The organism is Camelimonas sp. ID_303_24 (assembly GCF_053543495.1).
On sequence record NZ_JBLLJM010000011.1, the window covers coordinates 142,884 to 162,592 of the forward strand.

The 19,709-nt window shown below is 62.9% G+C and carries 21 protein-coding genes, 1 tRNA gene and 2 pseudogenes; 11 read left to right on the forward strand and 13 right to left on the reverse strand.

All coding sequences use genetic code 11. The features are described 5' to 3' along the window. Positions 1 to 271: 271 nt before the first annotated feature. The 10 genes from ACERNI_RS11930 to ACERNI_RS11975 all read right to left on the reverse strand — a co-directional run bounded on the left by ACERNI_RS11930 (position 272) and on the right by ACERNI_RS11975 (position 7,855). Positions 272 to 865, reverse strand: a complete 594-nt coding sequence (locus ACERNI_RS11930) for an N-acetyltransferase family protein (protein ID WP_448833510.1) — start codon at positions 863 to 865, stop codon at positions 272 to 274. Beyond that, the gene (locus tag ACERNI_RS11935; protein ID WP_448833511.1) at positions 862 to 1,947 is read right to left on the reverse strand and encodes a PHA/PHB synthase family protein; all 1,086 of its coding nucleotides are present in this window, start codon (positions 1,945 to 1,947) and stop codon (positions 862 to 864) included. The genes ACERNI_RS11930 and ACERNI_RS11935 overlap by 4 nt, the downstream gene beginning before the upstream one ends. Positions 1,948 to 1,950: 3 nt before the next feature. Continuing rightward, positions 1,951 to 2,319 (reverse strand): hypothetical protein, encoded by a 369-nt coding sequence (locus tag ACERNI_RS11940; protein ID WP_448833512.1) that lies wholly within the window; start codon positions 2,317 to 2,319, stop codon positions 1,951 to 1,953. 256 nt (positions 2,320 to 2,575) lie between these two features. Continuing rightward, positions 2,576 to 2,941, reverse strand: a complete 366-nt coding sequence (locus ACERNI_RS11945) for a hypothetical protein (RefSeq protein ID WP_448833513.1) — start codon at positions 2,939 to 2,941, stop codon at positions 2,576 to 2,578. A 21-nt stretch (positions 2,942 to 2,962) separates the two neighbouring features. Next, the gene (locus ACERNI_RS11950) at positions 2,963 to 4,264 is read right to left on the reverse strand and encodes an alpha/beta hydrolase (protein ID WP_448833514.1); all 1,302 of its coding nucleotides are present in this window, start codon (positions 4,262 to 4,264) and stop codon (positions 2,963 to 2,965) included. Between the two features lie 522 nt (positions 4,265 to 4,786). Further along, positions 4,787 to 5,554 carry an SDR family NAD(P)-dependent oxidoreductase gene (locus tag ACERNI_RS11955; protein ID WP_448833515.1) on the reverse strand — a complete coding sequence of 256 codons (768 nt, stop codon included), beginning with the start codon at positions 5,552 to 5,554 and terminating at the stop codon, positions 4,787 to 4,789. A gap of 509 nt (positions 5,555 to 6,063) precedes the next feature. After that, positions 6,064 to 6,138: transfer RNA gene (locus ACERNI_RS11960), tRNA-Gly, on the reverse strand. A gap of 84 nt (positions 6,139 to 6,222) precedes the next feature. Further along, positions 6,223 to 7,314, reverse strand: coding sequence for a tyrosine-type recombinase/integrase (locus ACERNI_RS11965; RefSeq protein ID WP_448833516.1), 1,092 nt, complete (start codon positions 7,312 to 7,314; stop codon positions 6,223 to 6,225). Positions 7,315 to 7,329: 15 nt separating this feature from the next. Beyond that, on the reverse strand, positions 7,330 to 7,608 hold the full coding sequence (locus ACERNI_RS11970) for a helix-turn-helix transcriptional regulator (RefSeq protein WP_132009104.1): 279 nt from the start codon (positions 7,606 to 7,608) through the stop codon (positions 7,330 to 7,332). A 19-nt stretch (positions 7,609 to 7,627) separates the two neighbouring features. Continuing rightward, positions 7,628 to 7,855, reverse strand: a complete 228-nt coding sequence (locus ACERNI_RS11975) for an Arc family DNA-binding protein (protein ID WP_132009107.1) — start codon at positions 7,853 to 7,855, stop codon at positions 7,628 to 7,630. Between the two features lie 84 nt (positions 7,856 to 7,939). Here ACERNI_RS11975 and ACERNI_RS11980 point away from each other — a divergent pair, with 84 nt between their 5' ends. From ACERNI_RS11980 to arsK, 10 genes and pseudogenes are all read left to right on the forward strand, one after another. Further along, on the forward strand, positions 7,940 to 8,323 hold the full coding sequence (locus ACERNI_RS11980; RefSeq protein ID WP_132009110.1) for an Arc family DNA-binding protein: 384 nt from the start codon (positions 7,940 to 7,942) through the stop codon (positions 8,321 to 8,323). Positions 8,324 to 8,355: 32 nt separating this feature from the next. Further along, positions 8,356 to 8,661 (forward strand): annotated as a pseudogene (locus ACERNI_RS11985) (tyrosine-type recombinase/integrase); the annotation flags it as partial. Positions 8,662 to 8,759: 98 nt separating this feature from the next. Further along, positions 8,760 to 9,122, forward strand: a complete 363-nt coding sequence (locus tag ACERNI_RS11990; RefSeq protein ID WP_132009113.1) for an ArsR/SmtB family transcription factor — start codon at positions 8,760 to 8,762, stop codon at positions 9,120 to 9,122. Beyond that, the gene (locus ACERNI_RS11995) at positions 9,115 to 9,657 is read left to right on the forward strand and encodes an arsenate reductase ArsC (RefSeq protein ID WP_448833517.1); all 543 of its coding nucleotides are present in this window, start codon (positions 9,115 to 9,117) and stop codon (positions 9,655 to 9,657) included. Before ACERNI_RS11990 ends, ACERNI_RS11995 begins: the two co-directional genes overlap by 8 nt. 8 nt (positions 9,658 to 9,665) lie before the next feature. After that, entirely contained in the window at positions 9,666 to 10,091 is a 426-nt protein-coding gene (arsC, locus tag ACERNI_RS12000; RefSeq protein ID WP_448833518.1) for an arsenate reductase (glutaredoxin), read from the forward strand. 10 nt (positions 10,092 to 10,101) lie between these two features. Continuing rightward, on the forward strand, positions 10,102 to 11,157 hold the full coding sequence (arsB, locus tag ACERNI_RS12005; protein ID WP_448833519.1) for an ACR3 family arsenite efflux transporter: 1,056 nt from the start codon (positions 10,102 to 10,104) through the stop codon (positions 11,155 to 11,157). Next, complete coding sequence (gene arsH / locus ACERNI_RS12010) at positions 11,157 to 11,867, forward strand: arsenical resistance protein ArsH (protein ID WP_376885223.1); 711 nt, start codon at positions 11,157 to 11,159, stop codon at positions 11,865 to 11,867. Before arsB (ACERNI_RS12005) ends, arsH (ACERNI_RS12010) begins: the two co-directional genes overlap by 1 nt. Before the next feature lie 128 nt (positions 11,868 to 11,995). Next, positions 11,996 to 12,829: pseudogene (arsB, locus tag ACERNI_RS12015) on the forward strand (ACR3 family arsenite efflux transporter); the annotation flags it as partial. Next, complete coding sequence (gene arsH / locus ACERNI_RS12020; RefSeq protein ID WP_448833520.1) at positions 12,829 to 13,539, forward strand: arsenical resistance protein ArsH; 711 nt, start codon at positions 12,829 to 12,831, stop codon at positions 13,537 to 13,539. The pseudogene arsB (ACERNI_RS12015) and the gene arsH (ACERNI_RS12020), both read left to right, overlap by 1 nt. A 2-nt stretch (positions 13,540 to 13,541) precedes the next feature. Further along, a complete protein-coding gene (arsK, locus tag ACERNI_RS12025) occupies positions 13,542 to 14,738 on the forward strand; it encodes an arsenite efflux MFS transporter ArsK (RefSeq protein WP_448833521.1) in 1,197 nt (398 codons plus the stop codon). Positions 14,739 to 14,919: 181 nt separating this feature from the next. Here arsK and ACERNI_RS12030 read toward each other — a convergent pair whose 3' ends face one another. From ACERNI_RS12030 to ACERNI_RS12040, 3 genes are all read right to left on the reverse strand, one after another. Further along, the gene (locus ACERNI_RS12030; protein ID WP_448833522.1) at positions 14,920 to 15,522 is read right to left on the reverse strand and encodes a hypothetical protein; all 603 of its coding nucleotides are present in this window, start codon (positions 15,520 to 15,522) and stop codon (positions 14,920 to 14,922) included. A gap of 171 nt (positions 15,523 to 15,693) precedes the next feature. Continuing rightward, complete coding sequence (locus tag ACERNI_RS12035) at positions 15,694 to 16,215, reverse strand: pyridoxamine 5'-phosphate oxidase family protein (protein ID WP_448833523.1); 522 nt, start codon at positions 16,213 to 16,215, stop codon at positions 15,694 to 15,696. Between the two features lie 237 nt (positions 16,216 to 16,452). Then, a complete protein-coding gene (locus ACERNI_RS12040) occupies positions 16,453 to 18,390 on the reverse strand; it encodes a tetratricopeptide repeat protein (protein WP_448833524.1) in 1,938 nt (645 codons plus the stop codon). Between the two features lie 540 nt (positions 18,391 to 18,930). On the opposite strand from ACERNI_RS12040, the gene ACERNI_RS12045 reads away from it, so the two are divergent. Further along, entirely contained in the window at positions 18,931 to 19,350 is a 420-nt protein-coding gene (locus tag ACERNI_RS12045; protein WP_448833525.1) for a MerR family transcriptional regulator, read from the forward strand. Positions 19,351 to 19,709: the final 359 nt, after the last annotated feature.

Sequence of the window (19,709 nt, forward strand, 5' to 3'; positions counted from 1 at the left end):
AAATGGCGCGTTCCGGTCGCGCGGGCCTTGGTCGCGCGCGCCCTGTCGCGCTGGTCACGGCGCCAACAGGTGAGCCTGGCTCCATGGCAAGGCGCCAGCGTCGTGCGCTGCCTCTCGGCGCGATCTCTCTGCACAGTCTCTTTGCGCTACCTCCCGGTCCGGTCGCTTTGCGCCGTCCCCAATCTCGTATCCCGCAACAGAACTCCCGGGAAAGCCCCAGTTTCCCTGAGAGAAGGCTGCCCCTCCCGGCCGTGGGCGGGAGGGGCGGGGATCAGCTGAGCTGGTCCATCATGCCGAAGGCCGCCATCCGCGCCTGGGCCTCGCCGACGTCGTGGCTGAGGATGGCCAGATCATGCATGGCGCCGCTCCGGTCCCGCACATGGTTGCGGAATACGCCCTCGGCCCGGAAGCCAAGCCCCTCGAAGCTGGCGACGGCCGCCTGCTGGTCGACGGTCATCTGCACGCACAGCTTGGAGAGGCCCATCTCGAGCGCCTGGATAAAGCATTCCTGAATCAGCAGCCGGCCGAGGCCCACGCCGCGCAGGCGCGGCGACGTGAGAACGCGCAGTTCGCCCACGTGTCGCGACCAGAACAGGTCATGGACGACAATGGCCGTGCAGCCCACGATGACGCCGTTTTCCACCGCGACCAGACTCTTGACCCGGTCGGCCGCAATCGCTTCACCCCAGGCGTCGATGACCTTGGGATGGGTGATGTCGCGGTTGAGGAACAGCAGGTCGTGCTCTGGCAGGGTGGCCACGAACGCCCGCAGGGCGTCCGCGTCGTCCGGCCGCATCAGGCGCAACTCGACGGTCGTGCCGTTGCAGTTCACCGTGCGCGGATAGGTGCGTGGCGTATCGTTCATGTTGCTCGCCTTTCCAGCCATTGATCCAGTCGCGGCCACATGCGCTTGACTGCGTTTGCGCCCGCAATGAGGCTGACATGGCCGCCTGGCAGGATGATCTCTTCCTTGTCTTTTGAACTGGCCTGTTCCATCAGCGGTTTTCCGCAGACGGGCGGCACGATGTGATCATACTGCGCCATGATGTGCAGCAGCGGAACCTTGATGTTGCTGATCAGCACGCGCTTGCCGCCAATTTCCAGTTTTTCCTCTGCAAGCGCGTTCCTTTGCATCAACTCCTTGATGAACTGGCGGAAGTATTCGCCGGGCAGGGGCAGGCTTTCGTTGCCGAAACGCTCCATCCGGCGGAATGCGGTGACGTATTCATCATTCCACAAATTGTCCCACAGCCGGATCTGGCCGGTGATGCGGGCGGCTGGACGCAGCATGTCGAAGCCGGCGGTGATCATTTCCGAAGGAATGATGCCGAGGGTGTCCACCAGCCGGTCGATGTCGAAGTGCCGCGCATCGGTCCACTGGCGGAACAGGGTCATGCCGCGCGTATCGACCGGGCAGGTGAAGCAGACGAGGTTCTTCAGCGGGCCATCCGGATGCAGCGCGGCGTAGATTGTCGCCAGCACGCCGCCGGCGCAGTAACCCACCAGCGAAATCTCGTCGACGCCCGAATGCTTCTGGACGTGCTGGATACAGTCCGGAATGAAGTCCAGAACGTAATTGTCGATCTTCAGATAACGCTCTTCGCCGGTCGGCGCGTTCCAGTCCATGACATAGACGTCATGGCCCCGCTTGAGCAGAAACTCGATCAGGCTCTGGCCCGGGGCAAGGTCGAACACAAAGGCCTTGTTGGTCGGCGCCATGACGAGAAGCACCGGGACACGATAGACTTCCTTCACCATGGGTTTGTAGTGGTAAAGGCTCAGGGTGCCCCGGCGATGGATGATGGTTTTCGGCGTCTGGCCCACAGCAGGCGCCGGGGAGCCGAGATAGCCGAACCCTTTCAGATTACGCTGGATCGCCCGGTCGATTTCCACGCGCATGCGATCGGCGAACGAGGTTTCCGCTTGTGCAGCCTGGGACGCCGTCATGGCCTAGGCTCCTTTGTTTGTGGGAGGCGGGGTTGTCGCGCCTGCGCCGCTGTCCGCCGCAGGTTTGGCGGCGCCGGCCTGTCTGTTCACAGCGGCGAGGAGGTCATCGACCTTGGATTCGAGGCGCTGCATCTGTTCTTCGAGCGCGACGAAGTCGGCGAGACCCGGAACGCGAACGGCTTTGAAGTAGTTGTCGAGCGCCTTTCCGAAACTCTGCTGCATGCCGGACGAAACCTGTGTGAATTGTTGCGATGCACGCGCGAACTGCTCTGAGTTTGGCGTGTTTTTGGCAATCGTATTCGCGCCGGCTTCGATCTTGTTGATGATCTGGCGCCACATCTCGAATGGGTCCAGAACAGGCTTGGTGGTCACGATATGTCTCCAGTTTTACAGGCGGCGCGGGCCGCGCGGATCACCCGCGCAGGAAAGGCCATGGCGCGCAGGCTCCCGTTCGGCCCTGGCGAGGGAGCGCCAGGGCCGTCGTGGGTCTTCGGTGTTGACGTCAGAAACACAGGGCGGTTCTGGAGCCGCTGCCGGTCAGTCTGGACCGGCAACGGCTCCTGCTTTCCCTGTCCTGAGCGATTTCCGTTCGACCAGACGTTGCCGCCTGGCTGGAAAACGCTTCAGATCAGCCGGGTTTGCTGGCGCTGGCGGACGCATCGCCTGGCTTGCGCGTGCGATCCGGACGGGACTCGGCCGCTCCGGCGCTGTCGGGCAGGGCCGCGTCCAGCTTGTCCTCAATGCGCTGCAACCGTTCTTCAAGCGCGAGAACGTCGCTGCGGCTTGGCAGGCGCACGGCCTTGAAATAGCCGTCCAGCGCCTTTTCAAAAGTCTGTTGCATGCCAGTCGAGACCTGGCTGAATTGCTGCAGGGCGCGCGTGAACTGCTCCGAATTCATGCTGTTGTTGGCCATCGAATTGATGCCGGTCTCGAATTTATTGATGATCTGGCGCCACATCTCGAACGGATCGAGGGGAGGAGTCGTCGTATTCATTGCTGCCTGGTCTCCGTAAAGTCAGGCGGACGGCGCGCCCGCCTGGGGTGGGTAGCTCTGTTGGGCGTTGAGAACATTGATGCAGCCCGAGATGCTGCGACGGGCCATGGCGGCTGGCGCCCAGAGGGGGCGCAGGAAGCTGGCGGCGGCGTAGGCTGTTTCCGGCGACAGGCTGCGCAGCGCATAACTGTTCCACTGCCGGATTGAACGGCCGGCCAGCATCATCCCCGTAATCAGGTCTTTTGACAGGCGTGCATCAAACCGCGGATGGTTGTCGGCAATTTCGATCGTCCGGTCCGGCGCAGCTTCACCAGCGAAGACATCGCGCAGGGCGACGCCAACACGCTCCTGGGCGTCGCGCGCCGCGCCCAGCACCGCGTCGAAGTTGAAGAAGCCATGGAACTGGCCAGAATAGTGTAGCAATTCAACCGGAACGCCAGCCCGGCGCAATTGCGCCGCATAAAGCAGGCCGTCGTCACGGATCGGGTCAAAGCCGGCGGTAATGACGACCGCTGGCGGCAACCCGGCCAGACTGTCGGCGTGGGCTGGGGAGAGCCATGGATCCATCATGTCTTCCCCGCGCTCGATCAATGGCCGCAGCGAGTCCATGAAATTGGCGGTGAGCAGAAAACCTTTGGCGTTCTCGTCTTTGGATTCAAAATCCATCGCCAGGTTGGTTGCCGGGTAGACCAGCGCCTGCAGGCAGAGCCGGGGGCCGCCCCTGCGGATGTTTTCCTGCGCGACCGCGGCGCTGATGTTGCCGCCGGCGCTGTCGCCGCCCACGCCAAGCCGGTTGCCGTCGATGCCGAGATCTTTGGCGTTCTTGTGAATCCAGTTCAGGGCGGCCAGAAAATCTTCGCGGCCCGCATAAATATCATGCTCCGGCGCCAGCCGGTAACGCACGGAGATGACAATGGCGCCCGAGGCGCGCGCGATGGCCCGGCAGATGCCGTCGCTGGTGTTGAGATCGCCGACGACAAAGCCGCCGCCATGACACCACAGGAATGCCGGCTTCAGGCCGGGCGGGCCGTCCGGCGTATATATCCGCAGCGGAATGGCATTGCCGTCCGGCCCGCGGATCTGACGCTCATCCAGGCCAGCCAGGGGGATGCGACGGCCGAAAGCCGAAGCCAGAGCCGCCCAGGCGCGACGGAACGAGGAGACGCGCTCGCGGTTGATGGTCCGGCCGACAAGCGGAAAGGTTCCATTCACGGCGTGGAGCAGCAGACGGGATTCACGGTCCAGTTCTGAAGCCCGTTTTGTCTTTGGCATGCCGCTCTCGGTCGTCAAAATACGACGGATCCGCGCGACATCTCCTCCCATGTGACCGCTCATATTGCCGTTCCTGGTTTCTTTACGCACAGTGCTGTTCGCCCCTGTCAGGCGCAGTCCCGAATACAAGTCTACTGATCGGGGGAGCCTGCGCTATCGTCGGTTCCGACGAGTAGGAGTGGCGGCGTCCAGATGCAGGCGGGTTCGGCCAGAATTTGGCGTGTGTCGGCGTGGTCTGCGGAGAGGGAGTCTGTGGCCGCGGCGGCTTTCCCGGGCGCAGCCTGTTCTGCGCTGCGCAACGGCCTGGCCTGGCCGGGAGTGAACCTGATGGGCGCGCTGCGGCAATTCTGGCGAAGCCGGCGGAGCTTCGACCGATCGGGAGGGATTCCAGGGGGGCAGGCTGGCCAGAGCGCTTTGCGATCAGACGGAAGCGTCTGATCGGTCAGGACCGGCCCAAAATAGAGGACCCAGGCGCCCTTCCGATCCGTTTTGATCGGGAAGGGCTCCAGGCGCCAGCCTGATCTGCGCGGGCTGATGCGGGCTCAAAGAGCCAGGGGCCTGCCCCCGTTTCTCTCAAAGATGTGAGACCAGATGGCCGCCATCGACAACGATCACCTCGCCGGTCATCCAGCTTCCTGCGTCCGTGGACAGCAGCAGAACGGCGCCATCCAGTTCGGCTTCCCTGCCCAGCCGACGCATCGGCACGCGCCGGATCATGGCCTGTCCCGGTTCTGTTTCAAAGAATTCGCGGTTGATGTCGGTGAGAATGTAGCCCGGCGCCAGGGCGTTGACGCGGATGCCATGGCGCGCCCATTCCAGCGCGAGGGCCTTGGTGAGTTGCACGACCGCCGCCTTGGATACCGTATATGGCAGCACGGCGTGAGTGACGCGGAAGCCAAGAATAGAGGCGATGTTGACGATGGCGCCGCCGCGGCCAGCCGCCTTCCAGCGGCGCCCCGCCTCGGAGCACACCAGCCAGACGCCGCGCAGATTGGTGTTCATGACGTCATCGAAATCCCCGGCCGACAGATCCATGGCCATGGACGGGCGGGCAATGCCGGCGTTGTTGATCACTACATCCACTGGCCCCTGCGCCGCTTCCGCAGCGGCAAACGCCTGGGCTATGGAGGCTTCGCTGGTCACATCAAGCGGCACAGCGTGCGCGCGCGCGCCCTGTGATTGCAATTCGTCGACAAGGGCCGCGAGCTTCTCGACGCTGCGCGCCGCGACGGTGACCGTCGCGCCGCATGACGCGTACAGGCGGGCAAAATGCGCGCCAAGGCCGCCGGAGGCGCCGGTGATGAAGACATGCCGGTTTTTGATGAGCGCGCCGAGATCCATGGACGTTCCCCTTATGGTTGTTGGTGAAAAAGCCCGAGGCTATCCGGCGTGTCGCCGCGCCGCGCCCTGTGAGGGGGCTGGAAACCCAGTTTACGCAGTTGAATGTCGGGTTGGTCAAGACAAGAACAGACGCGCGGCAGCAGTTTTGAGATAATTGACGCTATTCGCGGTTGTTTACCAGAAAGGCAACTGGTTGCTTGCCAATAGCAAGCACAAGCGTATGGCCGTGCGAAATTGCGTTCACGAACCCGTTGCTTCATCCGGCCAATGCTCCTGACGCATCGGGTTTGGCAAAGCCCCGGGTGTGCGCGGCAGGTTCGGCAGGGACGCACAGGTATCGACAACGGGGGGATACTTGCGCGGCGTCATCGGCACATCACGGAAGGTGCTGAACCTGCGCGTTGCCCATTGGAGCGCCAGGAGCAAGACGGGATCGGAATACAGGGAGCGCGATCGGGAGCGCCACTACCAGGGCCCTGCCGACAACTAATTGCATCGCTTGAGAAAATTGGAGCGGGCGAAGGGAATCGAACCCTCGACATACAGCTTGGGAAGCTGTCGTTCTACCACTGAACTACGCCCGCGAAATTCGGCATTGAAAACATTGCTGTTTTCGCCCGAATTGTCCCACCGAACCGGAATCGTCCGGAAAGTGGGACTTCCATGTACTAGTTTTCTTCCACCCGGATCAAGCCCATCGCGGCCTTCGCGAGCTTCCGGCGCTGTGCTTTCTGTGTGTAATGCGCAGCCATTTTTGCCTCGGACCAGCCGAAGATGGCCATGAGTTGTTTTTCGGTCGCGCCGTTCTCTGCGGCGATGGTCGCTCCGGCCTTGCGGACCCCATGCGCGGAGCAGTGATTTAGCCCCGCGTCATCGCACCATTTTCGGAACTGCCCGGAGAACCCCTTGGCTGTGTAGGGGCGGTGCTGGTGGGTAATGAGGAACGTCAGGTTCCCCGTCTTGCTGCCATCAATCACCCGCTGCAACTCGGGGAGCACCGGCAACTCGATGGATACCGGCGAGCGGTTGCGGTTCTTGAAGGCGGTAAATCTCAGCCATCCATCCACAAGGTGTTGCCTGCCAAGCCTCACAGCATCCGACCGCCTGACCCCGGCATAGAGCATCAGCGCCATGGCCAGCCGGGCATTGGTTCCGATAGGGTGCGTTTCTTCGAACTTGCGAACCTCTTCCACTGTCCACGTGTGGTGGCCGGTGCTGCTGGATTTGAAATAAGTTACGGCGGCAGCGGGGTTGGTCGAGGCAAGCTCATCATCCAGCGCCCATTTGAATACGGACCGGATTGTCTTCACGCGGGAATTTGCAGCTTCGGGCGCCTCTATCTTGCGGTCACGCAGTGCGCGGACGTGTTTCGTCGTCATGCGGGTAACGGGGAGGCCGGCAAACTTCAGGCCGCTGGCATTGCCTTGCGTGCTTATTGGCTCTTCGAACGTACCTTCGAGAATTCGGCGGTATGCCTCACGCGTTGTCTGGTCCATGCGGAGATAGGTCGCGCACCGGCGGAAATACTCGACGCATAGCCAGCGCCACGTGCCCGGTTGGGGCAGGCCCCTTGCAGGGTCTGACGCGATGCAATCCGGCCTCTGAACCTGGAGGGCCGCCTTGTACTGCTCCATGAACTCATCGGTCCATGGAATGCCCGTCAGGCGCGTCTTCGGATGCCCGGCTTTACGGAAGTATATGCGGATATTCCCGTACCTATCGGTATCCTCGACGCAATACTTCGGCAGCCTCCTCACCATTCCGGGCCTCCGATGTCAGTCCACGTTGTCCCAGCCGTCGTCTGACGCAGGTTCTCCAGATCCCGGTAATTCGTCAAAGGCACGGTCCAGAAGCTTCCTGTCCCAGACGGCCCTTGCATTGATCCGCTTGGCCTTTGGCATACGCCCGTCGCGCACCAGGTCGTCAAACATCCGGGAAGATATGCCGATGTAGGCGGCGGCCTCGTCACGGGAGAGGCCTCTTGGGGGCAAGGTCGGGGGCAGGGCGGCATGTCGCGCTGGAGTTGGTTTGCGGCTCGCTGCAGCGGTGGTCATGTGGACGGCTCCAGATTGGTCAGCGGCATGTCGCGTCTAATTTGGACGGAGAACTTCCTGCTCCGCCGGCAGCTTCATCAACAAGGTGTCGACTGGCGGTTTCAGCTTCGAGGACATGCTCGAAGATCACCAGGATCTCAGCATTCATTGACCTCCTGTTGCGGGTGGCGCGCTCGCGAATTCTCGCAGCAATCGCAACCGGGATCCGCACATGGATCTGCACGCTGTGCTCCGGTTCCTGAATCATTGGTCCCGTGATATCCCTATCTCATAACCACCGTGGTATCTTACCACTGTGGGACTTAATATCAACCACTATGGTACGCATTGTATGGCTCGCGATGATCACCAGCTCAAGTTTAGGGTTCCGGAAGGGATGAAGCAGCGGCTGGAAGCTGCAGCTGTTGAGAGCAAGCGCTCACTTAACGCGGAAATCATCGACCGGCTTGATGCCAGCTTTGAAGTAATGAGCGATATGCAGAAGGCTGCGTTGGAGCGCGAAATTGATGCTCTTAAGTACATAATTGAAACGCAGAATGCGAACTTAGATTATATGAAGGGAATTGTAGCTATTCTTGCGACATCTGCGCGCGGCAGTGGTGCAATTTCGGATAAAACGTTGAAAGATTTGCAGAATAAATTTGGTAACAACAAGCCGCTCGATGAGATGAGGGAGGCCCTAGTTCGTGCGTATCTGCCAAAGAATCCCGAGTAACCGTTCACGGCAAGGGCGGGAAAACGCGCGTCGTTCTTCTGAGCAGCCGGACATGGCGCGAACTGGAGGGGCCGCGCCCGTCAGACACCGATCCAGACGGCGCGGTGTTTGAATCTCGCAAAGGCCGGGCCCCCCTAATGGTGACGCAGGTCCATCGCATCGTGAAGGCGGCGGATCGCGCCGGCCTGCCGCCGGAGACGTCAGCCCACTGGTTACGGCATTGCCACGCCAGCCACAGCCTGGACCGTGGCGCGCCCATTCACTTGGTAAAGGACACGATTGGGGCATGCGTCCGTCGCTACCACGGGCAAATATCTGCATGCTCGCCCCAACGATAGCTCGGCAAGATACCTCGGAATCTAGCCTGTTTTTCCCCTAGCGTTTCACCCGGACGTCGTGTAATCAATTATTCAATATCTATTGAAGGATTGATTCGATGAACGACAAGCAGGCGCTGGATGCGTTTTCCGCGCTCTCGCAGGAAACTCGACTCCGCATAGTGCGCCTCCTTGTTCAGGCCGGTCCTGATGGAATGGCAGCGGGCGCAATCGGTGAAGCGATGGACGGAGCGTCGTCCTCGCGCATGTCGTTTCACCTGAGCCATCTGGAGCATGCGGGTCTGGTTCAGTCGCGCCGGGAAGGTCGCTCGATCATATACAGCGCGTCATACACGGCGCTCTCAGGCCTCATCCAGTTCCTGATGCGCGATTGCTGTCAGGGCCATCCCGAGGTGTGCACCCCGGCTGTCGCCGCCCTTACCTGTATTTGTGAACCTGCCATGGACAGTGCTCATGTCTGATCTTCAACCAGCCAATCGCATCTTCAACGTTCTGTTCCTGTGCACCGGAAATTCGGCGCGGTCGATTTTGGCTGAAAGCATCCTGTCGAAGGATGGCGCTGGCCGCTTCCACGCCTTCTCCGCTGGAAGCCAGCCGAAGGGCGCGGTGCAGCCACTGGCTCTGAAGGTGTTGCAAAGCTTCGACTATCCCATTGACGGTTTCCGGTCCAAGAGCTGGGAGGAGTTTGCAACGGCCGATGCGCCAGTCATGGATTTCGTGTTTACGGTCTGTGACAACGCTGCTGGTGAAGCGTGCCCCGTCTGGCCGGGGCAGCCCATGACTGCTCACTGGGGCATTGAAGACCCTGCAGGCGTTGAAGGGACAGACCTTCAGAAGGAAGCCGCTTTTGTAACCGCGTTCCGGCACCTCAAAAATCGCATTACAGCTTTCTCTTCGTTGCCTGTTGCCAGCCTGGACAAGGCTTCGCTGCGCGCAAAGCTGACGGCAATCGGCCAGTCTGAGGGCTCCACGTCGGCCCGGAACAGCGCAGCCTGAGACGGACAATGGACATCATCATCTATCACAACCCCGCTTGTGGGACGTCCCGCAATACGCTGGCCATGATCCGCAACGCCGGGATTGAACCCCATGTCATCGAATATCTGAAGACGCCGCCGTCCCGGGAAATGCTTGTCCAGCTCATTGGGCGCATGGGCATCTCCGCGCGTGCGCTGCTGCGCGAGAAAGGCACGCCCTATGCGGATCTCGGTTTGGGCGACCCGGACCTGACCGACGACCAGCTTATGGACGCCATGATGGCGCACCCGGTTCTCATAAACCGTCCCGTTGTCGTCAGCCCGAAAGGCGTGAGGCTGTGCCGCCCATCTGAAGCTGTTCTGGATCTGCTCCCGCCCCAGCAGGGCGAATTCATCAAGGAGGACGGTGAGCGGGTGGTGGATGAGCGCGGCCGACGCGTGGCGACAGCTTGAGGCAGAACCAGTGTCCACATTCGAACGCTATCTGACCCTGTGGGTCGCTCTTTGTATCGTCGCAGGCATTGCGCTGGGGCATTTCATACCGGGCGCATTTCACGCCATCGGCGCCCTGGAGGTGGCAAAGGTCAATCTGCCAGTCGCTGTGCTGATCTGGTTGATGATCATTCCGATGCTGCTGAAGATTGATTTCGCGGCGCTTGGGGAGGTGGGGCGTCACTGGCGTGGCATCGGCGTCACCCTGTTCATCAACTGGGCGGTGAAGCCCTTTTCCATGGCGCTGCTCGGCTGGCTGTTCATTGGCTGGCTGTTTCGTCCGCTACTCCCCGCGGACCAGATTGAAAGCTACATTGCCGGACTGATCATTCTTGCAGCTGCACCCTGCACGGCGATGGTCTTCGTCTGGTCCAATCTGACCAGGGGTGAGCCCCACTTCACCCTGAGCCAGGTCGCTCTCAATGACGCCATCATGGTTGTGGCGTTCGCACCGATTGTTGGCTTGCTGCTCGGGCTTTCGGCTATCACGGTCCCATGGGGCACGCTCGTGCTGTCGGTGGTTCTTTACATCGTCATCCCCGTCATCATCGCGCAGATTGTCAGGCGGCAGATCCTGTCATCGGGTGGCCAGGCGGCGCTTGACCGCTTGCTGGCCCGGCTCGGCCCAGCTTCCCTCGTCGCCCTTCTCGCGACGCTGGTCCTGCTGTTCGGTTTTCAGGGTGAGCAAATCATTGCCCAGCCGCTGGTCATCGGGCTTCTTGCCGTGCCGATCCTGATACAGGTCTATTTCAACTCCGGCCTGGCGTATCTGCTCAACCGGATCGCTGGCGAGCAACATTGCGTCGCCGGTCCCTCAGCCCTGATCGGCGCATCCAATTTCTTTGAGCTGGCCGTCGCCGCCGCCATCAGCCTGTTCGGCTTCCAGTCGGGCGCGGCGCTGGCGACCGTTGTCGGGGTGCTGATTGAAGTCCCTGTGATGCTGTCCGTCGTCTGGATCGTCAACCGTTCCAAAGGCTGGTACGAGCGCGCGCCCCAGACCGCGCCTGCAGTAGAGACGAACCACTGATGTTGCTCAATATGCCAAACGTCGTCGCCGCAAATCTTGACCTTCCCGATATCGAACGATTGCGCGCCACCCCGTCATCCCATCCCCCGCGTATCCTGCTGCTTTATGGATCTCTGCGTGAACGCTCCTACAGCCGGTTTCTGACACTGGAGGCCGAGCGATTGCTCAAGCATTTTGGGGCCGAAACACGCATTTTCGATCCTGCGGGGCTTCCTCTGCCGGATGGCGCTCCTGAAGATCATCCAAAGGTTCAGGAACTGCGAGAACTGAGCCTGTGGTCTGAAGGGCAGGTGTGGAGCAGCCCCGAGCGCCATGGGGCCATGAGCGCCGTGCTCAAGGCGCAGATTGACTGGATACCGCTGTCAGTTGGGTCAGTGCGACCAACGCAGGGTCGGACCCTGGCCGTGATGCAGGTTAGCGGGGGTTCCCAGAGCTTCAACGCGGTTAACCAGATGCGCGTGCTCGGACGTTGGATGCGGATGGTGACAATCCCCAACCAGTCATCCGTCGCCAAGGCGTATCAGGAATTCGATGAAGCAGGCCGTATGAAGCCGTCCCCATATTATGACCGTGTGGTCGACGTGATGGAGGAGCTGGTCAAGTTCACGTTGCTGACACGCGATATCTCCGGGCATTTGACGGACCGCTACAGTGAACGGAAGGAAACTGCGGAGAAGCTGGCCGCAAGGGTCGCGCTCGGGAGCATCTGAACATGAAGCGCTGGGTTGATGTCGCGGCGCTTGGTGTCTCCCAGATCATTGGCTACGGAACGCTGTATTACAGCTTCAGCGTTCTTGCCCCATCCATGGCCCGCGATTTAGGTTGGACCAGCGAGTGGGTCGGCGTCACCCTGTTCATCAACTGGGCGGTGAAGCCCTTTTCCATGGCGCTGCTTGGCTGGCTGTTCATTGGCTGGCTGTTTCGCCCGCTGCTGCCGGCGGACCAGATTGAAAGCTACATTGCCGGGCTGATCATTCTTGCCGCCGCGCCCTGCACGGCCATGGTCTTCGTCTGGTCGAACCTGACGAAGGGGGAGCCGCATTTCACCCTGAGCCAGGTTGCGCTCAATGACGCCATCATGATCGTGGCGTTCGCGCCAATCGTGGGCCTGTTGCTTGGGCTTTCGGCCATCACGGTTCCCTGGGGCACGCTGGTCCTGTCGGTCGTGCTTTACATTGTCATCCCCGTGGTTATCGCGCAGGTTGTCAGGCGGCGACTTTTGTCATCTGGCGGCCAGGCGGCGCTGGACCGTTTGCTGGCGCGGCTTGGGCCGGTGTCCCTGGTTGCCCTTCTCGCGACGCTGGTCCTGCTGTTCGGGTTCCAGGGTGAGCAGATCATCTCCCAGCCGCTGGTTATTGGCCTTCTCGCTGTGCCGATCCTCATCCAGGTCTATTTCAACTCCGGTCTGGCGTATCTGCTCAACCGGATGGCCGGCGAGCAACATTGCGTTGCCGGGCCCTCAGCCCTGATCGGCGCATCCAATTTCTTTGAACTGGCCGTTGCGGCCGCCATCAGCCTGTTCGGCTTCCAGTCGGGCGCGGCGCTGGCGACCGTTGTCGGCGTGCTGATCGAAGTGCCCGTGATGCTGTCCGTCGTCTGGATCGTGAACCGCTCCAGAGGCTGGTACGAGCGCGCGCCCCAAACCACGCCTGTTGCAAAGACGAACCGCTGATGCTGCTGAATATGCCAAATGTCGCCGCCGACAATCTCGATCTGCCCGACATCGAACGCCTGCGCGCCGCGCCGTCATCGCATCCGCCGCGCATCCTGCTGCTCTACGGCTCGCTGCGCGAACGCTCATACAGCCGGTTTCTGACGCTGGAGGCTGAGCGCCTGCTCAGGCATTTTGGCGCTGAAACGCGCATCTTCGACCCGGCGGGGCTGCCTTTGCCGGATGGCGCTCCGGAAGATCACCCAAAGGTTAAGGAGCTGCGGGAACTGAGCCTGTGGTCGGAAGGCCAGGTGTGGACCAGTCCTGAGCGGCACGGGGCCATGAGCGCCGTGCTCAAGGCGCAGATTGACTGGGTTCCGTTATCGGTGGGGTCCGTGCGGCCAACCCAGGGGCGAACCCTCGCCGTCATGCAGGTGAGCGGCGGCTCCCAGAGCTTCAACGCCGTCAACCAGATGCGCGTGCTCGGCCGCTGGATGCGGATGGTGACCATTCCGAACCAGTCATCGGTCGCCAAGGCGTATCAGGAGTTCGATGAGGCCGGCCGCATGAAACCGTCCTCTTATTATGACCGCGTGGTGGACGTGATGGAGGAACTGGTCAAGTTCACGCTGCTGACGCGCGATATCTCCGGCCACTTGACGGATCGCTACAGCGAGCGGAAGGAAACCGCGGAGAAGCTGGCTGCAAGGGTCGCGCTCGGGAGCATCTGATCATGAAGCGCTGGGTTGATGTTGCAGCGCTTGGTGTTTCCCAGATCATTGGCTACGGAACGCTCTATTACAGCTTCAGCGTTCTTGCCCCGTCCATGGCCCATGATTTTGGCTGGACCAGCGAGTGGATTTTCGGGGCCCTGTCAGTGGCCCTGCTCGCCAGCGGCGGCGTCGCCCCGTGGACGGGCAGGTGGCTGGACCGCTTCGGCGCCGGCCGGATCATGGCCCTTGGTTCAGTCGCGGCGACGGCGGCGCTGGTCGCGTGCGCGACGACCGGCTCGGCCACGACATTCCTTCCCGCGCTTGTCGCCTCCCAGATCGCCGCCACTTTTGTCCAGTATGGCGCGGCCTTTTCCCTTCTGGTCCAGCGTCAGCCAGAAACAGCCCAGCGTAATATCGTTTACCTCACCCTGATCGCCGGTTTCGCGTCGACGATATTCTGGCCGCTGACGGCGTGGATGCACGGCTTTCTCGGCTGGCGCCAGGTGTATCTCGCCTTCGCCGGCCTGCACCTGCTTGTCTGCCTGCCGATCCACCTTCTGCTGTCCCGAAAACCGGATCAGGAGAGCGGCGCGGCGGCGCGGCGCGCGTCGCCGGCGTCCGTTCCGCAGCGCGGGCGGTTGCGGGATGCGGACCGCAATGCCGGCTTTGTGCTGATGACAACAGCCTTTGCATTGCAGAGCTTCATCAGCTCCGCCGTTCTCATCCATATGTTGCCGATGCTCGCGGCGTTGGGGCTGGGGGCGGCTGGCGTTGCCGCCGGAACGCTGTTCGGGCCGGCGCAGGTCGCAAGTCGTTTGCTCAACATGGTGTTCGCGAAAAACCTGGCGCAACTGCATCTGGCCATCGCCTCGGCCATTATGCTTGTGGTTGCGCTGGCTGTTCTGACCATCGCGACGCCGTCATTCTGGGTGGCCATGTTGTTCGCCACCCTGTTCGGCCTCGGCAGCGGCCTGTTCAGCATTGTTGGCGGAACCCTGCCGCTGGAGCTGTTTGGCCACCAGGGCTACGGCGCGCTTCAGGGGCGGGTGATGTCCGTCCGGCTGATCGTTAGCGCAGCGGCTCCGTTCACGTTTTCCTTCATCATGTCGCATGTTGGCGTTGGCCTGGCTCTGATCGTCGTTGCCGGCGTGGGCGTTTGCGCGGCGGCGGCGTTGTCGCTGATATTGAACCGCGTGGATCAGAAGCCCGTCGCCTGATGCCCAGGGAAGGACTGCGTTTGAGCTTTTCAGGTCGTTGATGCGCCAGTACCTGGCGGCCCGGCATGAATGCCCGCTTTTGTTCGCGCCGGCAGCCGCCGGCCTCACCGGAAAATTCCCCCGCCTGGCATGGGCAGCCAAACGGGGGAGGGCGGCGCAGGCCGCTTCCCGGCGTTCCGCGTCAGCGGCGCGGCGTCAGAACAAATTCGGTGGCCTCGGTGAACGACAGGTTGACCATGTCGCCGCGCTTCAGCCGCTGGAGCGCCGTGGCAACGGCGGGATCGACAACGCGAACCGTGCGTGGACCTTCCGGCCCCTCATAGCTGACCGTCCCCCTGGTGGCGTCGAAGCTGACGAATTTTGCCGTAACGGTGACATTGCGCACAACCCAGCGCGCCGGGAGGTTGCCAAACAGGCCATCATTGCGCGCGGCGGAGAACGTGATGTCAGGCCGTGCGCCCCGCTGCGCCGGCGCGACGGTAACGAGCGCAGCCTCGACCCGGTTAATCTGCAGGCGGTCGCGGCGGCGCAGCGCATCCAGGCTGCCGAATTCTTCCGGAAGGGTAACGCGCCACTGACGTCCCCTGCGCTCCACCTGCACGGTGCGCGTTGGCAGATCAACGGACAACACGCGCACATTGAAGCTGTCGACGACAACGCCGCCCAGGCCGCGCACATCGATGGTGCGGTCTGGCGCGCGCGCCAGCGCTGGCGCGCCGGACAGGCCGGCGACCAGCGGGCCAACGACGAGAGAGGCAAGTATCGTGCGGCGGGATACAGACATGATGCGCTCCTGTGCGACCGGTGAACTCCGGGCCAGGCAGTTAACCATTGAATAATGTGGCTGGTCGATACGCCGCCGCTCAAATTATGCGGCGGTCAGCGCCCGGGAGGCGCTGGCCCTGATTGTCCTGTATTGCCCGGGGGCTTGCGCCGCATCCGGCTGCCGCTTGCCTCATGCAGCCGTGGTGGGCGCCAGATCTTCAACCAGATCGAACGGGGTCACGGAATTGGCGTTCTGCGCCGGGCCACCGTTCAGTTGCACCGCCTCTATCTCTATATGGAAGATCCTGCTGTCCGGCAGCGCGAGGTAGAGCTTTGATTTGGGAAAACGCTCCATGTAGCGCTGCTTCAGCGTCTCATATTCGGCATCCATGACCCGCATGGCGCGCCCGACCAGGCTGAGGCGCGGCGTGGTGAGCAAATCCCTGTCCATATCGGCGATGGTGATGGAAACGCGCGGGTCCAGCTCGATATTGCGGGCGTGCAGCGACAGGTTGGCCATATAGATGAACGGCTTGCCGGCGTCATCGACGGCGAGGTTGGTCGCGGTGCTGTAAGGATAGCCGCTGGGGTCGAGGGTCGCGAGCGCCGCGGCCCGCGCCGATCTCAGCATGGTCCGCGCCAGGGCAATGGCGTCAAGGGGGCGTGCGGCGGCGGCGTTGATCTCAAGCCCGCGTGGCGTGATCGGCGGCATGTTCAATCCTCTGGGCGTTGTCCCTCTCGCCAGCATATCCTGAAACGGGCCGGCTGATGTCAACGGCAACGGCGCTCCGTTTTTGCGGGTGACCGCGGAGCGCGAAGACGCGGCCGCAGCCGCAGCCGCGCTCCGGCGTATTGTCGCCAGTACATGCCGTGAAGGGATCTGGTCGCCGCCAACATGCGTCAAGGCCTGACAGGCGCGGCGTTGGCGCCAGGGCGCCTGCGGGCGGCCTCAGACCGGGCGTTCGCCCTTTGCGGGCTCCGCGCCGGCCGTGGAGCCGGTTTTGGCCGTGGTCGGGGGCGGATCGTTGGCCTGCGTGTTGATGGGCGCGGGTCGCCATGCGGCGGCGGCGGTGCGCGCGGATTGCAGGGCGTCTGGCGCAAGGCCGGCGGCGACCTCATTGCGTCGCGCCGCCGCTTCCTGGTCGCCGGAGCGCGCGCCGATGTCAAACCACGTCCAGGCCTCCGTCGGGTTGGTCTCGCCGGCGAGCCCCCGGGCCAGCAACACGCCCAGATTATACTGGCTGTCGGCCAGGCCGCGCTCGGCCGCCTTGCGGAACCAGGATGCGGCCGCCTTGTAGTCGGTCGACCCCAGCGAGCCATCCGCGTACATCACAGCCAGATTGTGCATGGCGCGCACATTGCCCTGGTCGGCGGCGCGCGCGTACCAGGCGCGGGCGCGGCGGGCGTCCTTGGGCACGCCGGCGCCTTTTTCATACAGGCGCGCTATCCGGTATTGGGCGGGCGCCTGGCCGCGTTCGGCCGCTTTTTCGAGCAGGCTGGCGGCGAGTTTGGGAGAGCCGACGGCGGCGCCTTCGGCGATGCGGTCGCCCAGGGCGTAGAGCGCCGCCGGATCATCAACAATCGAGGCCGGATGCGCGGAGGCGGTCAGGTGGCTGCCGATCTTCTCGGGAGCGCGCTCGGCGGGCAGACGGGCGGCTTCGCCTGCCGGGGGCAGGATTGCATCCGGCAACGCGCGCAACGCCGGCGCCAGCAGCGGCATGGCCCCGGCGCCGATGACGACGGCCGCCGCCCACAGCAGGCCCTTGCCGCGCAGCCAGCGAAGCATGGTTTTGTTGACGCGGCCAGGGGCGCCTGCGCCGCCTGACGCGGTGCGGACGTCCCGTCGGGGCTGGCGGGGGGCGGCGTTGGCGCGCCGGGCGGCCGCGATCAGGCGCGACTTGATTGCCGCCGGCGATGGCGCGTCGGAGGGCGACGCAAGGGCAGGCGACGCGGGGACGGGCGAGGTCTGGACGGGCGAGGTCTGGCCGGTTGACGTCTGGCGAACTGGCGCAACGGCCGGCTCCGGGGGCGCGTAGGCGCCATGGCTTTCGGTATGGGCGGCGGCGACCTGAAGGGACGCGGCGCTCACGTCGTTGCGGGGGCCGGCGACAGCCATCGCGTTGGCGTGGGCAAGGAGGTCCGCCCGCTCGGTGGCTTCGCGCGCCGCGCGCAATTGCTCGGTGAGCGCTGCGACGCTGTCCTGCAAGGCGCCGAGCCGGGTCTCCATCTTGCGGATGTCCTGGCTGTGCCCGGCCTGGGCCGCCGCCAGCTCATCGCGCATGACGTGGGCCAGGGAGAGGTCGCTCACCGGCGGCATCGATACGGGCGAATCGGCGTGATGCTGCGGGCTGGCTGCGATGAAACGCCCAACGGCTTCCTCAATCGCCGTGAGCACCGGCAGCGTCACGGTGGCTTCGATATCCAGGCGCGCGGGTTGCGGCATGTCGCGCATGGCGTCGCTGACGATCTGCCGCATGGCGTCGGCGGAAATCTGGTGAATCGCATTCTGGCTGGCGGTTTCCGCCAGCGCCCCAATATCGGCGTGAAGCTGCTGAAATCCGGTTTCGAGATCCCAGGCGGGGTGCTGGGTCAGGGTGCGGGTCAGGTCCGCCAGGTGGTCGTCAACCGCGTCAAGACGCGCATTCATGATTTCGGTGATGGAGCGCGCAATCTCGGGGCCTGCGGCTTCCAGAGCGTCGAGGCGCGCCTGCAGCATGGCGAAATGTTCGCCGCCGCCGGCCTGCGCCGCGATGTCGCCGCGCAGGGTGGAGACCGCGTCCCCCAGGGTTGCGGCGACCGACGCCTCGATTCGGCGGGCGGTGTCCTCGCTGGCCCGGCGCAGGGCGGTTTCGGCGTCAGCGAGCAGGGGGTGGGATTCGGCGGACAATGTCTGGGCGCGCGCGGCGCGAACGCCAGACGGAATCCCGGCCGACGGCCGCCGGCCCGCGAGCCCGGAAACAGGTGAAATGCCATCAGCATAACGCGCCAACCGGGCCGCGATGCGGTCCCCGGATGTCGGGTTGCAGGATGGGGTGTCGGCGCTACCCATGGTTGCGTCAATGCGCCGCATGTCGCGCCGGGGAGCGGAGGCTTGGCTGGCCGCTTTGGTCATGGTTCGCCATCCTGCTGGTGCGACGCTCGCGCCACGCGCCTGTAATGCGAGAAAATTCAATATCTTGAGTGCGGGTTCCAGAATGTTGCCTACATACGGAGCCGCTCCAGCCCACTATCTGCAAAGACAGTAAATGAAATGTTAACGACGATCGCTCGACCTCGCTTCATCATGAGCCAATCTTGAATATGACGTCGCGGTTGCAGTTCACAGAAATTTGAGCAACGATAATCAATCGCACGATCCCGTGGGGGGAGGATTATTGTGAACCAGGAAGTAGTTCATCAGCTGCATGCAGGTCATTCCGTTGTATCCATGGCGCGCAAGCCTCCGGGCGATGCTGCGGATCCGGCAATCTCCGCCGGTTATTATCTGATTGGCGATCTGGCGCGAGACTTTGGCGTGACGTTGCGCGCCTTGCGCTTCTATGAAGACAAGGGGCTGCTGCGCCCTGGACGGCGCGGCGCGGTGCGCCTTTACAGCGATCGGGATCGCGAGCGCCTCGCCATCATTCTCAAGGGCAAGCAACTGGGTTTCACGCTCGGCGAGATCGCCGGGATGATCGACCGCAACGAGGCCGACTTTGGCGCCGCGTCCAATGGCCTGACCCTGCGGCTGTCGGTTGACCAGATCAGCGAGCAGATCCGGCACCTCGAAACGCAGAAGCGCGATATTGAAGCTGCAATCGCGGAACTTGAGGCCAGCCGGGCCCATGTCGCCCGCCTCAAGCTGTAATGACGATGCCTCCGGACCGGACATCAGGTTTGTCGCCCGGTCCGGCGACATATGGCTGTCTCATTTGACGGAAACAGATCGAAGGGTCGCCTGAGGGCGGCCTTTTCTGTTTCGCGCGCCCTTCTGGCGCGGCGGGCGGGCGCGGCTGGTTTTGCCGGTCGCCAGACGGCGACCGCGATCATATGCGACTAAAGTCAGGGAGGCCGGATCACAATCTGGGTCAGCAGGAAAAGGTCATTTTAATCAAATATATGATGGTGGTTCGCGGCGATGCGCGACCCGCGCCGCCACTGCTCCCCCGGCTTTTTGTCGTGATGAACCTTTAAGGTGAATTCCAGATGGTTTATATGTAAACTATC

Coding starts and splice junctions, on each gene's coding strand:
- arsC (WP_448833518.1), top strand. CDS start 9,666: ATGGACATCATCATCTATCACAACCCCGCTTGTGGGACGTCCCGCAAT.
- ACERNI_RS12030 (WP_448833522.1), bottom strand. CDS start 15,522: ATGTCTGTATCCCGCCGCACGATACTTGCCTCTCTCGTCGTTGGCCCG.
- arsH (WP_448833520.1), top strand. CDS start 12,829: ATGCTGCTGAATATGCCAAATGTCGCCGCCGACAATCTCGATCTGCCC.
- ACERNI_RS11990 (WP_132009113.1), top strand. CDS start 8,760: ATGAACGACAAGCAGGCGCTGGATGCGTTTTCCGCGCTCTCGCAGGAA.
- ACERNI_RS11945 (WP_448833513.1), bottom strand. CDS start 2,941: ATGAATACGACGACTCCTCCCCTCGATCCGTTCGAGATGTGGCGCCAG.
- ACERNI_RS11930 (WP_448833510.1), bottom strand. CDS start 865: ATGAACGATACGCCACGCACCTATCCGCGCACGGTGAACTGCAACGGC.
- arsK (WP_448833521.1), top strand. CDS start 13,542: ATGAAGCGCTGGGTTGATGTTGCAGCGCTTGGTGTTTCCCAGATCATT.
- ACERNI_RS11955 (WP_448833515.1), bottom strand. CDS start 5,554: ATGGATCTCGGCGCGCTCATCAAAAACCGGCATGTCTTCATCACCGGC.
- ACERNI_RS11995 (WP_448833517.1), top strand. CDS start 9,115: ATGTCTGATCTTCAACCAGCCAATCGCATCTTCAACGTTCTGTTCCTG.
- ACERNI_RS12035 (WP_448833523.1), bottom strand. CDS start 16,215: ATGCCGCCGATCACGCCACGCGGGCTTGAGATCAACGCCGCCGCCGCA.
- arsH (WP_376885223.1), top strand. CDS start 11,157: ATGTTGCTCAATATGCCAAACGTCGTCGCCGCAAATCTTGACCTTCCC.
- ACERNI_RS11975 (WP_132009107.1), bottom strand. CDS start 7,855: ATGATTCAGGAACCGGAGCACAGCGTGCAGATCCATGTGCGGATCCCG.
- ACERNI_RS11950 (WP_448833514.1), bottom strand. CDS start 4,264: ATGGGAGGAGATGTCGCGCGGATCCGTCGTATTTTGACGACCGAGAGC.
- ACERNI_RS11970 (WP_132009104.1), bottom strand. CDS start 7,608: ATGACCACCGCTGCAGCGAGCCGCAAACCAACTCCAGCGCGACATGCC.
- ACERNI_RS11965 (WP_448833516.1), bottom strand. CDS start 7,314: ATGGTGAGGAGGCTGCCGAAGTATTGCGTCGAGGATACCGATAGGTAC.
- ACERNI_RS11935 (WP_448833511.1), bottom strand. CDS start 1,947: ATGACGGCGTCCCAGGCTGCACAAGCGGAAACCTCGTTCGCCGATCGC.
- ACERNI_RS11980 (WP_132009110.1), top strand. CDS start 7,940: ATGGCTCGCGATGATCACCAGCTCAAGTTTAGGGTTCCGGAAGGGATG.
- ACERNI_RS12045 (WP_448833525.1), top strand. CDS start 18,931: ATGGCGCGCAAGCCTCCGGGCGATGCTGCGGATCCGGCAATCTCCGCC.